General features: G+C 70.8%; 14 protein-coding genes. 3 read left to right on the top strand and 11 right to left on the bottom strand.

Going from position 1 to position 14,907, the window contains the following annotated elements; translation table 11 throughout:
• From AAG801_RS32865 to AAG801_RS32845, 5 genes are all read right to left on the bottom strand, one after another.
• The coding region (locus AAG801_RS32865; protein ID WP_341892181.1) for a biotin carboxylase N-terminal domain-containing protein at positions 1-1,842 on the bottom strand (1,842 nt) is incomplete at its 3' end.
• Complete coding sequence (locus tag AAG801_RS32860) at positions 1,839-2,645, bottom strand: enoyl-CoA hydratase-related protein (protein WP_341892180.1); 807 nt, start codon at positions 2,643-2,645, stop codon at positions 1,839-1,841. The genes AAG801_RS32865 and AAG801_RS32860, both read right to left, overlap by 4 nt.
• On the bottom strand, positions 2,642-3,799 hold the full coding sequence (locus tag AAG801_RS32855; RefSeq protein WP_341892179.1) for an acyl-CoA dehydrogenase family protein: 1,158 nt from the start codon (positions 3,797-3,799) through the stop codon (positions 2,642-2,644). Before AAG801_RS32855 ends, AAG801_RS32860 begins: the two co-directional genes overlap by 4 nt.
• A 15-nt stretch (positions 3,800-3,814) precedes the next feature.
• Complete coding sequence (locus AAG801_RS32850) at positions 3,815-5,425, bottom strand: carboxyl transferase domain-containing protein (RefSeq protein ID WP_341892178.1); 1,611 nt, start codon at positions 5,423-5,425, stop codon at positions 3,815-3,817.
• Positions 5,425-6,306, bottom strand: coding sequence for an SDR family oxidoreductase (locus AAG801_RS32845; RefSeq protein ID WP_341892177.1), 882 nt, complete (start codon positions 6,304-6,306; stop codon positions 5,425-5,427). Before AAG801_RS32845 ends, AAG801_RS32850 begins: the two co-directional genes overlap by 1 nt.
• Before the next feature lie 113 nt (positions 6,307-6,419).
• On the opposite strand from AAG801_RS32845, the gene AAG801_RS32840 reads away from it, so the two are divergent.
• Genes AAG801_RS32840 through AAG801_RS32830 form a run of 3 tightly spaced genes read left to right on the top strand, consistent with a single transcriptional unit; the run spans position 6,420 to position 8,342 of the window.
• Complete coding sequence (locus AAG801_RS32840) at positions 6,420-6,716, top strand: SCP2 sterol-binding domain-containing protein (RefSeq protein WP_341892176.1); 297 nt, start codon at positions 6,420-6,422, stop codon at positions 6,714-6,716.
• Positions 6,717-6,724: 8 nt separating this feature from the next.
• Complete coding sequence (locus tag AAG801_RS32835) at positions 6,725-7,180, top strand: MerR family DNA-binding transcriptional regulator (RefSeq protein ID WP_341892175.1); 456 nt, start codon at positions 6,725-6,727, stop codon at positions 7,178-7,180.
• Positions 7,181-7,190: 10 nt separating this feature from the next.
• Positions 7,191-8,342, top strand: coding sequence for an acyl-CoA dehydrogenase family protein (locus tag AAG801_RS32830; protein WP_341892174.1), 1,152 nt, complete (start codon positions 7,191-7,193; stop codon positions 8,340-8,342).
• A gap of 21 nt (positions 8,343-8,363) precedes the next feature.
• On the opposite strand, the gene AAG801_RS32825 is transcribed toward AAG801_RS32830, so the two are convergent.
• The 6 genes from AAG801_RS32825 to AAG801_RS32800 all read right to left on the bottom strand — a co-directional run.
• Positions 8,364-8,804 (bottom strand): hypothetical protein, encoded by a 441-nt coding sequence (locus tag AAG801_RS32825; RefSeq protein WP_341892173.1) that lies wholly within the window; start codon positions 8,802-8,804, stop codon positions 8,364-8,366.
• A 122-nt stretch (positions 8,805-8,926) separates the two neighbouring features.
• A complete protein-coding gene (locus AAG801_RS32820; protein WP_341892182.1) occupies positions 8,927-9,778 on the bottom strand; it encodes a DMT family transporter in 852 nt (283 codons plus the stop codon).
• Between the two features lie 59 nt (positions 9,779-9,837).
• Complete coding sequence (locus AAG801_RS32815; protein WP_341892172.1) at positions 9,838-11,463, bottom strand: gamma-glutamyltransferase family protein; 1,626 nt, start codon at positions 11,461-11,463, stop codon at positions 9,838-9,840.
• Positions 11,460-12,761 (bottom strand): DUF3422 domain-containing protein, encoded by a 1,302-nt coding sequence (locus tag AAG801_RS32810; RefSeq protein WP_341892171.1) that lies wholly within the window; start codon positions 12,759-12,761, stop codon positions 11,460-11,462. The genes AAG801_RS32815 and AAG801_RS32810 overlap by 4 nt, the downstream gene beginning before the upstream one ends.
• Before the next feature lie 76 nt (positions 12,762-12,837).
• Positions 12,838-14,427, bottom strand: coding sequence for an MFS transporter (locus AAG801_RS32805; protein WP_341892170.1), 1,590 nt, complete (start codon positions 14,425-14,427; stop codon positions 12,838-12,840).
• Between the two features lie 8 nt (positions 14,428-14,435).
• On the bottom strand, positions 14,436-14,907 hold a 472-nt coding region (locus AAG801_RS32800), incomplete at its 5' end, for a tripartite tricarboxylate transporter permease (protein ID WP_341892169.1).

Raw genomic sequence — 14,907 nt, 5'->3', positions numbered from 1 at the left:
CATCTTCATGGCCTCGATGCAGGCCAGCGCCTGGCCGGCCTCGACGGCGTCGCCCTCCTTCACCGCCAGCCTGGCGACCACGCCCGCCACCGGCGCGAGCGCACGGCGCGGGTCGCGGACACTCTCGGCCGCCGGCAGCGGCGATGGCTCGGCAAAGACGAAGGCATGGCCCTCGCAGGCCAGGTGCAACGTGGCCCCTTGCCAGCGCGCGACACGCCGGCGCAGCACGCCCTGCCACTCGTAGCGCAGCGAGGCGTCATCCTGGGCGTGCAGTTGCAGCGTGTGCATCGTGCCGGCGAGCGCGACCTGCACACGCCTGTCGGCCGCAACGCGGATGCGCAGCGTCTGGCGGCGCTCTGCGCAGGCCAGCACAAGGTCGCAGGCCGCCACACTGTCGGGCCGCCACGGCGCGCCCTCGCGCAGCGCGAAGGCGGCAGCGGCCAGGCACCAGTCTTCCTCGGCCGGTTGCGGCCGCGCGTACAGTGCGTCGCCCTGCGCCTGCGCGGCATCGAGCCACTGCGTGGTCGCCTCGCCCTGGCGGAAGCGGGGGTGGTCGAGCAGGTCGAGCAGGAATCGGCCGTTGTTCGCCAGCCCCAGCAGCGGCGAAGCCTGCAGCGCCGCGCGCAGGCGGCGGATCGCGTCGGCGCGGTCGCGGCCATGGGCGATCAGCTTGGCCACCATCGGATCGTAGAACGGGCTCAGCGCGCCACCTTCGGCCAGGCCGTGGTCGATGCGGATGCCGGGCTGCAGCGCCGCCTCGGGCTGCCAGTGCAGCACCGGGCCGGTCTGCGGTGCAAAGCCGTCGTACGGGTCCTCGGCACAGAGCCGCACCTCGATCGCGTGGCCGCACATCGCCACCTGCTCCTGCGCCAGCGGCAGGGGCTCGCCGGCAGCCACACGCAACTGCCATTCGACGAGGTCGAGCCCCGTGACCATCTCGGTCACCGGGTGCTCGACCTGCAGCCGCGTGTTCATCTCGAGGAAGAAGTAGCGCCCGGCCTGGTCGACGATGAACTCCACCGTGCCCGCGCCGACGTAGCCGACCGCGCGCGCCGCCGCCACCGCGTCACGCCCCATCGCCTCGCGCAGCGCCGGCGAGACCGCCGGCGAGGGAGACTCCTCGATCACCTTCTGGCGACGCCGCTGCGCGCTGCAGTCGCGTTCGCCGAGGTGGATCACCTGGCCCTGCACATCGGCGAAGACCTGGATCTCGATATGGCGGCCGTGTTCGATCAGGCGTTCGAGCATCAGCGCATCGTCGCGGAAGGCGCTGCGGGCTTCGCGGCGCGCACCGGCGATCGCCTCGTGGAGTTCGTCGGACGAACGCACCAGCCGCATGCCGCGGCCACCGCCGCCGGCGACCGCCTTGACCAGCAGCGGGAAACCGAGCTTGAGCGCTTCCGCGCGCAGCGTGGCATCGTCCGGCGCTTCGCCCAGGTAGCCCGGCGCGCAGGGCACGCCGGCGTCGTGCATGCGTCGTTTGGCCGCGGCCTTGTCGCCCATCGCCCGGATCGCCTCCGGCGGCGGGCCGATGAACACCAGGCCAGCATCCAGGCAGGCCTGCGCGAAGGTGGCGTTCTCGCTGAGGAAGCCGTAGCCGGGATGAACGGCGTCGGCGCCGCTGCGCTTTGCCGCCTCGATCAGCGCCACCGCGTTGAGATAGGACTCGGCCGCCGTCGAGGCGCCGATGTGCAGCGCGGCATCGGCCTGGCGCACGTGCAGCGCGTCGGCATCGGCATCGCTGTACACCGCCACCGTGCGGTAGCCGAGCAGGCGCGCCGTGCGGATCACACGGCAGGCAATCTCGCCGCGGTTGGCAATGAGGATCGTCTCGAACGTCACTGCGGCATCCAGTTCGCCTTGCGCTTCTGCAGGAAGGCAGTCTGCCCTTCCGTGCCCTCGGCGGACAAGGCAGCGCGCGAGAACACCTCCGCCGCTTCCTGGATCAGCGAGGCCGGCGAGTGCAGCCGTGCCTTGGCCATCAGCGCCTTGGTGGCGGCCACCGCCTGCGGTGCGTTGTGCAGGATGTCGTGCAGCGTGCGCGCCAGCGCGTCGTCGAGCGCCGCGTCCGGGTGCAGTTCGTGCACCAGGCCGATCTCCAGCGCACGGCGGGCATCGATGCGCCCGCCCGTCACGGCCAGCCGCCGGGCCTGCGAGTAGCCCAGGCGTTCGACCAGGTAGGGCGCGATCTGCGCCGGCACCACGCCCAGCGAAGTCTCGGGCAGCCGGAACACCGCGCTCTCGCCGCCAATGGCCACGTCGGCGGCGCAGGCGAGGCCGAGGCCACCGCCCATCGCTGTGCCCTCCACCACCGCCACCACCGCGAGGCCGGTACGCCCGAAGTCGGCACAGAGCTCGCCGAACTGCGCGTTCAATTCGGCGATCGCGTCCGGATTCGACGCGAGCTTCATGCGCGCAGTGGCCATCTCGGCGATGTCGGCACCCGCGCAGAAGTGGCCGGCGGCACCGCGCAGCACCAGCACGCGCACGCCACCGTCGCGCTCCGCCGTGGCCAGCGCCTCGCGCAAGGCGAGCACCATGGCCATGTTCATCGCATTGCGCGCCTGCGGCCGGTTCAGCGTCAGGTGCAGCACCGCGCCATCGCGACGCGACAGGATTGCCGGCTGGCGCGTGTCGGCGCTCATCTCGCGGCCTTCGGCAGCGTGCCTTCGAGCTTGCAGATGATGCCCAGCATCACCTCGTCGGCCCCCGCCCCGATCGACACCAGCCGGCTGTCGCGGTAGGCCTGCGAGATCGGGTTGTCCCAGGTGAAACCCATGCCGCCCCAGTACTGCAGGCAGGAATCGGCCACCTCGCGCGAGAGGCGCCCGCACTTGAGCTTGGCCATCGAGGCAAGCTTGCTGACGTCCTTGCCGCCGATGTACATCTCCACCGCGCGGTAGGTCAGCGCGCGCAGCGCCTCCACCTCGGTGCGCAGTTCGGCGAGGCGGAAGTGCACCACCTGGTTGTCGAGGATGCTCTTGCCGAAGGCCTGGCGCTGGCGTGTGTACTCGATGGTCTGGTCGATCAGCCGGTCGAGGCTGCGCAGCGAACTGGCCGAGCCCCACAGCCGCTCCTCCTGGAACTGCAGCATCTGGAAGGTGAAGCCCATGCCCTCCTGGCCGATCAGGTGGCGGCGCGGCACGCGCACGTTGTCGAAGAAGAGCTGCGCGGTGTCCGACGAATCCATGCCGATCTTGCGGATCTTCTGCTTCGTGATGCCGGGGGCATCCATCGGCACCACGATCAGGCTCTTGTTGCGGTGCGGCCCGCCCTGCTCCGAGGTGTTGGCCAGCAGGCAGCACCAGTCGGCCTGCAGGCCGTTGGTGATCCACATCTTCGAGCCGTTGATGACATAGTCGCCGCCGTCGATGCGTGCGGTCGTCTTCACCGCGGCCACGTCGGAGCCGCCGCTGGCTTCGCTGACGCCCAGGCAGGCCACGTAGTCGCCGGCGATCGTGGGGGCGAGGAACTCGCGCTTGAGCTCCTCCGCGCCGAAGCGCGCCAGCGCCGGCGTGGCCATGTCGGTCTGCACGCCGATGGCCATCGGCACGCCGCCGCAGTTGCATTCGCCCAGCGCCTCGGCCATCACCATCGAGTAGCTGAAGTCCAGGCCCATGCCGCCGTGCTCGGTCGGGTACTTGATGCCCAGCAGCCCCAGGTCGCCGAGCTTCTTGAACACCTCGTGGCTGGGGAACTGCTGCGCGGCCTCCCACTCGGCCACGTGCGGGTTGATCTCCTTGGCGACGAAGCGCTTCACCGTGTCGGCGATCTGCTCGTGCTCGGGGGTGAACTTCATCGCGGGGCTCCTGGTTCAGAAACGGGCAACGCCAAAGCTGTTCGGTCGCAGCGTGCGGGCGTCGGACTCGTGGGCCAGATCGAGGCACAGGCCGAGGATGCGGCGCGTATCGCGCGGATCGATGATCCCGTCGTCCCACAGCCGCGCGGTGCCGAAGAGTGCGGTCGACTCCTTGTCGAGCCGGTTCTTCAGCGCATCGCTCATCGCCTTCAGCGCCTCTTCGTTGGCAGCCTGGCCGGCGCGTTCGAGCTTGCCGCGGTTGACGATGTCCATCACCTTGGCGGCCTGCGCGCCGCCCATCACCGCGGTGCGCGCCGACGGCCAGGCGAAGATGAAGCGCGGGTCGAAGCCGCGGCCGCACATGCCGTAGTTGCCGGCGCCGTAGCTGCCGCCGAGCACCACGGTGAACTTCGGCACGCGCACGTTGGCGACCGCCTGGATCATCTTCGAGCCGTGCTTGATCGCGCCGCCCCGTTCGGCGGCGGATCCCACCATGTACCCGGTGGTGTTCTGCAGGAACAGCAGCGCGGTGCCGCTCTGGTCGGCCAGCTGCATGAACTGCGCGGCCTTGGTCGAGCCCGCGGGCTGGATCGGCCCGTTGTTGCCGACGATGGCCACCGCGTGGCCGTGCAGGCGCGCGTGGCCGCAGACCGTCTCGCTGCCGTAGCCGGGCTTGAATTCGAGAAAGTCGCTGCCGTCGACGAGGCGCGCGATGACCTCGCGCACGTCGTAGGGTTCGCGCTCGTCGGCAGGCACGATGCCCAGCAGTTCCTCGGCGGCGAAGCGCGGTTCCTCGAACGATCGCGCTGCGCCGACCGTGTCCCACGGCAGCTTGTCCATCAGTTCGCGGGTCAGCGCCACCGCATGCGCGTCGTTCTCGCACAGGTACTCGCCCAGGCCGGTGACCTCGGCATGGGTCTGCGCGCCGCCAAGTTCCTCGTCGGTGGCGTCCTCACCAATGGCAGCCTTCACCAGCGGTGGGCCGGCCAGGTAGATGCTGCTGCGCCCGCGCACCAGCACCACGTAGTCGGACAGGCCCGGCAGGTAGGCACCGCCGGCGGTCGACGAGCCGTGCACCACCGCGATCTGCGGGATGCCCGCGGCCGACAGCCGCGCCTGGTTGGCGAAGCTGCGCCCGCCGTCGACGAAGATCTCCGCCTGGTACATCAGGTTGGCGCCGCCCGACTCCACCAGGTAGATCAGCGGCAGCCTGTTCTCGCGCGCGATCTCCTGCGCACGCAGCGCCTTCTTCAGGCCCATCGGCGCGACGGTGCCGCCCTTGACGCCGCTGTCGCTGGCCGAGATCAGCACGCGCTTGCCCGCCACCGTGCCAACGCCGACGATGCTGCCGCCGCCGAGCACGGCCTTGCGGCCGTCGTCGTCGTGCATGCCCAGCCCGGCCAGGCGGCTCAGTTCGAGGAAGCCGGAGCCGCGGTCGAGCAGGCGCGCCACGCGCTCGCGCGGCAGCAGCTGGCCACGTTGCTCGAAGCGCTCGCGCTTGGACTCGCTCTCGGCGATCACCAGCGCCTCGAGCCGCTGCACCTCGTCCAGCCGCTCGGCCATGCGCTGTGCGTTGGCGGCGAAGGCGGCGCCCGCCGGGTCGAGCTTCGATTGCAGCACCGGCATCAGGAGCCGCCCTTCAGCACCTCGGGCGTGGCGGCGCGGTGGAAGCCGTCGAAGGGCTGCGACCTGTCGTGGTCCAGGCTCGGGAACAGCGGGCTGCCCAGCGGCGCGCCGCCGTCGATGGCCAGCGTCACGCCGGTGATGAAGGCTGCGCCCGGGCTGAGCAGGAAGCAGATCGCGGCGCTGACCTCGGCCTCGGCGCCCATGCGGCGCAGCGGCACGTGGTTCTTCAGCCTGGGGATGATGGCCTTCGTCATCCCCCCGTAGGTGTCCATGCCGCTGGAGGCGATCCAGCCCGGCGCCACCGCGTTGACCCGCACGCCGGCATGCGCCCATTCGAAGGCCGCCGTCTGCGTCAGGTTGGCCATGCCGGCGCGCGCCGCACCGCTGTGGCCCATGCCGGGCATGCCGTTGCGGAAGTCGGCCGTCATGTTGACGATCGCGCCGCCGTGCGCCTGCATCGATTGCAGGAACAGCTCGCGCATCATCAGGAAGCCGCCGGTCAGGTTGTTGGCCACCACCGCCTCGAAGCCGCGCTTGCTGATCGCCATCAGCGGCGCGGGGAACTGGCCACCGGCGTTGTTGACCAGGCCGTGGATCGCGCCGTGCTGCGCCACCACCCCGGCCACATGGGACTTCACCGCCTCCTCGTCACGGATGTCGAAGGCGCGGGGGATGGCTTGACCACCGTCCTCGGCGATCTCGGCCGCCACGCGCTCGAGCTTCTCGGCCGTGCGGCCACTGATCACCACGGTGGCGCCCAGCGAGGCCAGCTCGTGCGCGACGCAGCGCCCGATGCCGCTGCCGCCGCCGGTGACCCACATCAGCTGCCCGGCGAACAGGCCGGGGCGCAGCACGCTGGCGTAACGCGACGGTGCACTCATGGCCATCGAGATTACGTTAACGTCACCTGAATCGCGTATTGGTGATTACACGGTGCCTGTCGCCGAGCTCGCGCCCTAGCATGCCGGACACCCGCGACTCACGCCCACGGACCATGACCCTCGACGAAAGCACCAGCGCCATCCGCAGCAAGGTCGGCGACGACAGCGGGCTGAATGCCACGCTGCGTTTCGACTGCGGCGAGGCCGGCTCGATCTACGTCGACGGCAAGGCGACACCGAACACGGTCGACAACCGCGCCGCCGAGGCCGATTGCAGCGTCGGCATCACGCTGGACAACCTGGCCGCCATGCTGCGTGGTGAGCTCGAGCCGGCCACCGGCTTCATGACCGGCAAGCTGAAGGTGGCGGGCGACATGAGCGTGGCCTTGCGCATGCAGCGGGTCGTCTAGGCACTTCGATGGCGAAAGACGACACCGCACGCGCCTTCGTCGCCTCGCACCGCGACGACGGCACCGGCGAGCTGTTCGGCATCGCCGAGCTGTGCCGCGAGTTCGGCGTCACGCTGCGCGCGCTGCGCTTCTACGAGGACAAGGGCCTGCTCGCGCCGCGGCGCATCAACGGCACGCGCGTCTACACGCGGCGCGACCGTGCGCGGCTGGCGCTGATCCTGCGCGCCAAGGCGATCGGCTCGCCGCTGGCCGAGATCAAGCACTACCTCGATCTCTACGGCGACCACGGCGAGGGCCGCGCCCAGCAGCTGAACTACGTGATCACGCGCACCGACACGGCGATCGCCGAGCTGGAGGCGAAGCGCGCCCACATCGAGGCCACGCTCGCCGAGCTGCGGCTGATCAACCAGACCTCCCGCCAGCAACTGGCGGCGCGCAAGCGCGGCGCCAAGGCCGCCGCCTGAGGAGCAATCAATGGCCATCGCCAACTTTCCCTCGGCATGGATGAACGACGAGCACCGCGCGCTGGAAGATGCCGCGCGCCGCTTCTTCACCGAACGCTGGGTGCCACGCGCCGCCGAATGGCGCAAGGCCGGCCGCCTGCCCGCCGAAGCCTGGATCGAGGCCGGCGCGCAGGGCCTGCTGTGCGCCGCCGTGCCGGAAGCCTACGGCGGTGCTGGCGGCGACTTCGGCCACGACGCGGTGATCCTGATGGAGGCGGCACGCGCCAACCTCAGCGGCTTCGGCGGCGGGCTGCACTCGGGCATCGTCGCGCCTTACCTGCTGCACTACGGCAGCGAGGAGCAGAAGCGCCGCTGGCTGCCGAAGATGGCCAGCGGCGAGTTCATCACCGCGATCGCGATGACCGAGCCCCGCACGGGTTCGGACCTGCAGGCGATCCGCACCTCGGCCAGGCGCAGTGGCGAGCACTACGTCCTCAACGGCCAGAAGACCTTCATCACCAACGGCGGCAACGCCAACCTGATCGTCGTCGCCTGCCGCACGGGCGGAGAAGGCTCGAAGGGCATGTCCCTGCTGGTGGTCGAGACCGAGCACGCCAGCGGCTTCCGCCGCGGCCGCCTGCTCGACAAGATCGGCATGAAGGCGCAGGACACCGCCGAACTCTTCTTCGACGATGTGCCGGTGCCGGTGGAGAACCTGCTCGGCCCCGCCGAAGGCCAGGGCTTCGCGCAGCTGATGCAGCAGTTGCCGCAGGAGCGGCTGATCGTCGCGCTCGGCGGCATCGCCGCGATGGAGCGGGCACTGGCCGAGACACTGGCCTACGTGAAGGAGCGCCGCGCCTTCGGCAAGCCGATCTGGGAGTTCCAGAACACGCGCTTCAAGCTCGCCGAGGTGCAGGCCACGGTGCTGGCCGCGCGGGCGATGGTCGATGCGGCGATGGTCGCGCACCTGAAAGGCGAACTCGGCGTGGACCGCGCCGCGCTGCTGAAGTACTGGGTCACCGAGCAGCAGGGCCGGGTGATGGACGAGTGCCTGCAGTTGTTCGGCGGCTACGGCTACATGAGCGAGTACCCGATCGCCGAGCTGTACACCGATGCACGCGTGCAGCGCATCTACGGCGGCACCAACGAGATCATGAAGGAACTGGCGGCGCGCTTCATGTGAAGCGCGGCCTGGCGCAGCGGGTCAGCCCAGGCCGACGAGCAGGCGCTGCAACTCACCCTGCACCTGCGCCGCAAAGCCGGCGCTGCCCCAGCGCGTGTCGTCGACCAGTGCCTGCACGCTCTGGCGCGATGCTGGCTTGTCGGCCCAGCCCTGCGCAAGCCGGTTGGCCACGTGCGGGTACTTGTCGCACAGCGCCTTCGGCCGCGCTTCCATCGGGAACGAGATCAGCCAGTCGATCGTCGTGCCGGCGAGCATGCGCTCGGTGGACAGCGGCTTGTGAGCCTTCTCGCGGCCGAAGTTGATCGACAGCGGATCGGTGTCGATCCTGTCGTCGACGGGCGCGGCAGGCGCCTGCGGCGGCGCCGGCGACGCGGGCACGGCTGCGGTCGAAGCGGGGATCTCCACCGTTTCGAAATCGATGGAGCCCGAGGGGCGGAAGTCGAGGCTGTTGTTGTTCGACATGAGCGAGTGCCAGTGGCGGTGAACGTCTGTCCCGCAGTCTAGGGTTCGCCACGACGCTGCGCGCGCGGGCGCTGTGCGTCGGCGTGCGAGCCGTCACACGAAGCCCGCCCGCGAACCCGCGATCAGCGGCGCGTGCTCAGCCAGATGCCGGGCAGGATCAGCGCCGCGCCGACGGCGTGGAACCAGTGCACGGGCTCGCCGAGCACCGCCCACCCGACCCCGGCGCTGTACAGCGGGCCGAGGTAGAGCACCACCGAGACGCGGGCCGCGCCGAGTGCGCGCTGCATGAACGAGTAGGCGGCGTAGGCCGCGGCGCCGGGGATCAGGGCCGCGGCCAGCACCAGCGCGAGACTGCGCCACGACGGTTCGCTCGGCAGCCAGGCCAGCGCCTCCCAGGCGGTGAAGGGGATCAGCACCACCACGCCACCGGCCGAGATCAGCGTCAGGCGCGCCAGCGGCGAGAAGGCCGAGGGCCAGGCACGAAGCAGCAGCGAGTAGGCCGTCCAGCAGACCACCGCCACCGCGATCCACAGGTCGCCGGGGTTGAGCGAGAGCTCGCCGATCGCCGCCCACTGCCCACGCAGCAGCACGTGCAGCACGCCGGCCAACGCGAGCGCCACGCCGATCGCCTGCAGCACGCCGAAGCGCTCGCGCAGCCACAGCGCCGAAGCGAGTGCGATCAGCACCGGCGACGCCGCATACAGCAGGCCGATGTTGACCGCCGCCGTGCTGCGCCCGCCGATGTAGACGAAGGCGCCGCACACCCACATGCCCAGCGCGCCGAGCACCAGGAAATGCAACGCCTCGGCACGCACGAACTGGCGCTTGGCGGCGATCTCGCGGTGGCAGAAGGCCAGCAGCACCAGCGCCGCCACCGTCCAGCGCCCCAGCGCCAGCGCATGCGGCGCGATCACGCCGGGCGCCCAGCGCGCCACCAGGTAGTTGACGCTCCACAGCGCCGGCGCGACGAAGATCAGCGCCTGGGCGACGAGCAGGTCGCGGCGGCCCGTCGCCGATGTGGAATCGGACGCGCTCAGAACGCCGCCGCCAGGCCGTCGCGCCGCGGATCGCTGGCCGCGACGTAGCCCTCGACCGCCGGATCGCCCAGCCGCCAGATGAACTGGCCGGCACCGAAGTCCTGGTAGCTGTCCTGGAAGGACTCGACCTGGTGGCCGAGCGCGCGCAGCCCCTCCCGCGTGCCCGCCGGCATGGTCGCCTCGACGTTGATCGAGCGGCCCTGGTTGAAGCGCCAGCGCGGCGCGTCGCAGGCGGCCTGCGGCTCCTGGCGGAAGTCGAGCAAACGCACCAGCGTCTGCAGGTGGCCCTGCGGCTGCATGTTGCCGCCCATCACGCCGAAGCTCATCTGCGGCGCGCCGCCCTTCGTCAGGAAGGCCGGGATGATGGTGTGGAAGGGCCGTTTGCCCGGCGCGACGAGGTTCGGGCTGCCCGCCCTCAGGCTGAAGCCGTGGCCGCGGTTCTGCAGCGAGACGCCGTAACCCGGCACCACCACGCCCGAGCCGAAGCCCATGTAGTTGCTCTGGATGAAGCTGACCATCATGCCGCGCTCGTCGACCGCGGTCAGGTAGATGGTGCCGCCCTTGACCGGGTTGCCGGCGCCGAAGTCCTGCGCGCGGTGGCGGTCGATCAGCCTGGCGCGCTGCGACAGGTACTCGGGGTCCAGCATCTGCGCCGGCGTCACCTCCATCGAGGCGGGGTCGGACACGTAGCGATAGGTGTCGGCGAAGGCCAGCTTCATCGCCTCGATCTGCAGGTGTTGCGCGCTCACGCTGTCGGGCTTCATGCCGGCGAGGTCGAAGTGCGACAGGATGCCCAGCGCGATCAGCGCCGCGATGCCCTGCCCGTTCGGCGGGATCTCGTGCAGTTCGTGGCCGGCGTAGGCGGTCGAGATCGTCTCCACCCACTCGGGCCGGAACGCGGCAAGATCGGCCGCGGTCAAGGCGCCGCCGTGCGCCTTCGCATGCTGCTCGATCGCCTGCGCCACCTCGCCGCGATAGAAGGCCTCGCCGTAGGTGTCGGCGATCAGCCGCAGCGTGCGCGCCGCCTCGGGGAAGCGGAACAGCTCGCCGACCTCCGGCGCACGGCCGCGTGGCAGGAAGGCCTGCGCGAAGCCGGGCTGCCCGGTCAGCTCGGGCAGGGAAGCCGCCATCGCCCACTTCTGCCGCACCACCCAGGGCACGGCATAACCGCGCTCGGCGATCTCGATCGCGGGCGCCATCAGGTCGGCAAAGGCCAGGTGGCCGAAGCGCTCCGACAGCGCCACCCAGGCGGCCACCGCGCCGGGCACGGTGACGCTGTCCCAGCCGCGCTTGGCCGGGGCGCGGGCGTCGTCGCCGTACCGGGTGCGGAAGTACTCCGGCGTCCAACCCTTCGGCGCGCCGCCGCTGGCGTTCAGGCCGTGCAGCTTGTCGCCGTCCCAGAGGATGGCGAAGGCGTCGGAGCCGAGGCCGTTGCTGCAGGGCTCGACGATGGTCATGGCAGCGGCGGCGGCGATCGCCGCATCGACCGCGTTGCCGCCCTGCCCGAGCATGCGCAGCCCGGCCTGCGCAGCCAGCGGGTGCGAGGTGGAGACGATGTTGCGGCCGAACACCGGCAGGCGCTGGCTGGGGTAGCCGGCAGCCCAGTCGAAGGAAGAACTCATCTGCGGGACTCCTGGTAGTTCGTGTCGGCGGCGGCCTGCGCCTCGCGGTGCAGGCGGCGCACGCCGAGCCACACGCCGATGGCGATCAGCGGAATGGCGATGGCCACCGCCACATCGGGCGAGACATTCCAGCCCGCCGACTTGGCGCCCTTGGCGGCATAACCCACCAGCCCGGCGCCGTAGTAGGTGACCGCGGCCACCGAGAAACCCTCGACCGCGCTCTGCAGCAGCAGCTGCGCCTTCTGGCGGCGATTCATCGCGTCGAGCAGTTCGCGGCTGCTCTGCTGCTGCTCGATCTCGACGCGCGTGCGCAGCAGGTTGGAGACACGCGAGATGCGCTCGGACAGCGCCTGCAGCCGCCGCCCGGCCCAGGCGCAGGTCTGCATCGCCGGCAGCAGGCGGCGGTCCATGAACTCGCGCACCGTCTGCAGGTTGTGGACACGCTCCTCGCGCAGCTCGTCGATGCGCCGCTGCACCAGCTCGAAGTAGGCCGCGCTGGCCGAGAAGCGCGCATGCGTGCGGGCATACAGGCCTTCGACACGCGCCGCGAGCTGCGTGAGCTGGCGCAGCAGCTCCTGCTCGTCGTCGGGGCTGGCGGTGCGGATGCGCTCGGCCACGTCGGCCAGGTCGCGCTCGGCGCCGACCAGCGCCGCGCCGACCTCGCGCGCCACCGGCAGGCCGAGCAGCGCCATCATCCGGTAGGTCTCGATCTCCTGCAGGCGCTGCACCAGGCGGCCGAGGCGGCGCGGCGTCATGTCGCCGGCGACGACGACCCAGCGCGCGAAGCCGTCGCCGTAGAGACGGAAGTCGGTGTAGACATCGGCCGAGCCGTCCATCACCCGCGCGCCGACCAGGCTGTCGTCGTTCAGCATGCTGCGCACCAGCGGCGGCAGCTCAGCGCGCGGCGTGATCGCCGGCTTGACCAGCACGTGCAGGCCGACCAGCCATTCGCCCGGCAGCCCGGCGCGCCAGTCGGCCGGCACGTCGTCGATCGGCAGCGGCGCGAAACCCTCCGGCACCTCGGCGAGCTGGCGCCAGAAGGTGCAGGTGTGGAACTCACCGTGCTTCTCCCAGCGCAGCCGGACGCCGCCGATGTCGGCACTCAGGTGGCTGCCGCCTTCGGCGGGCACCGCGAGCTGCCGGTCGCGCAGCAGGCCGGCGACATGCTGGCGCTCGGCGTCGCCGGCGTTGCCCACCAGCGCGAGGTGCGACAGCAGCAGCGGCGCGCTCATGCGCTCGTAGGGCCGGGCGTGCACCTCGTGGTGGAGGGATTCGCGCAGGGGGTGGACTGTTTGCATCGATGTACTTCCTGCGCCGATGTTAGGGCCTGTTAGCACTACGGGGAGGCACGCATCCCCGTAGTGCCAACGGGCCCTAGTCGATCGCCTCGCCGATGAAGCGCTGCACCTTCGGCGGCTCGGCACCGAGGTGGAAGGCCATGCGCCGCTCGCGCAGGCCGACGTCGGCGGCGGTGAAACGCTCCAGACGGCGCAGGTGCTCGACCCAGGTCTCGTCGAGGAAGTACTCGAGGTAGCGGCCGGGCACCGCCGGGTCACGGAACAGTCCCCACGACAACGCGCCCTGGCGCAGCCGCGCGCGGCGTGTCTGTTCCATGATCTCGATGAAGTTATCGGCGCGGCGGGGGTCGATCAGGTACTCGACCGTCACCATCACCGGCCCGTCGTCGGCCAGCGGCTCGACGATCGGCACCGGCGCCGCGCTGCCGGGCTTGGCCGGGCTGTGGTCCTCGTCCTCGCCGCCGTCGACCGACAGGCGCCGCGTCAGCAGCAGCACCAGCGGGCCGACAACCGCGGCAGCGACGATGCTCGCCGGCACGCTGGTCCATCCTGCCACCTGGCCCCACAGCGCCGCGCCGGCCGCACTGCCGCCCATCAGCGCCATCTGGTAGATCGACATGCCGCGCGCCCGCACCCAGTTCGGCAGCGCCATCTGCGCGGCCAGCGTCAGCGAGTTGGCAGTGGCGATCCAGGCCATGCCGGCAATCGCCATCGCCGGCACCGCCAGCCACAGCGTCGGCGAGAACACCACGGTGATCGATGCCACGGCATGCACTCCCGTGCCCCAGCTCACGAACTGGTCGCGACTGACACCCTGGCGCAGCCGCGGCAGGTACAGCGCGGTGGCCACGGCGCCGCTGCCCATCGCCGCCAGCAGCAGCGTGAAGGTGCCCGCGCCGCCGCCGTGCAGGTTGCGCGCCACCAGCGGCAGCAGCGCGGTCAGGGACGTCGACTGCAGGAAGAACAGAAAGATGCGGATCAGCACGTTGCGCATGCGCGGCGACTGCATGACGTGCTGCAGGCCGACGCGCATCGCGCCGAGGAATCGCTCGCCGGGCAGCGCACTGGCCTTGCGCTGGTTCTTCCAGCGCAGGATCAGCACGAAGGCGGCGACCGACAGCACCGCGTTGAGCGCGAACACGAAGGCACTGCCGGCGCCGGCCAGCAGCGCGCCGGCGACCACCGGGCCGATGACGCGCGACATGTTCATCGCCACGCCGTTGAGTGCCAGCGCCGACGGCAGTTCGTGCCGCGGCACCACCTCGGGCACGATGGCGGCGAACACCGGCCAGCGCATCGCCATGCCGACGCCGTTGGCGAAGGTCAGCGCCAGCAACAGCGGCGCGCTGAGCACGTCGGCAATCGCGCACAGGCACAGCACCACCGCGACGCAGGCCACCCACAGCTGCGTGACGGCGAAGTAGCGGCGCCGGTCGACGATGTCGGCCAGCGCCCCGCTGGGCAGGCCGAGCACGAACACCGGCAGCGTGGAGGCCGCCTGCACCAGCGCGACCATGACGGCGCTGTCGGTCAGCGAGGTCATCAGCCAGGCTGCCGCCACGTCGTTCATCCACATGGTGACGTTGGCGGCCAGCCAGGCCAGCCAGAGCATGCGGAACACCGGCCCCTTCAGCGGGGCCAGCGACGACGGTGGCGCCGCGCTCACGGCGCGTGTCAGTCGGCGTCCTGGAAGGCCTCTTCGCGCTTGCTCCTGATCGACGGGAGCATCACCACCACGATCATCAACACCGCGGCGACGAGCAGGCCGGCCGACAGCGGCCGCGTCACGAAGGTGCCCCAGTCGCCGCGCGACAGCAGCAGCGCGCGGCGCAGGTTCTCCTCCATCATCGGCCCGAGGATGAAGCCCAGCAGCAGCGGCGCCGGCTCGCAGGAGAGCTTGTAGAAGATGTAGCCGACGATGCCGAAGCCTGCCGCCATGAACACGTCGAAGTTGTTGTTGTTCAGCGTGTACAGGCCGATCGCGCAGAACGACATGATGGCCGGGAACAGGAAGCGGTAGGGCACGGTCAGCAGCTTGATCCAGATGCCGATCAGCGGCAGGTTCAGGATCACCAGCATCAGGTTGCCGACCCACATCGAGGCGATCAGGCCCCAGAACAGCTGCGGGTTGCTGCTCATCACCTGC

The sequence above is a fragment of the Variovorax sp. YR752 genome (genome assembly GCF_943372545.1).
This window is presented reverse-complemented; position numbering and strand designations above follow the sequence as displayed.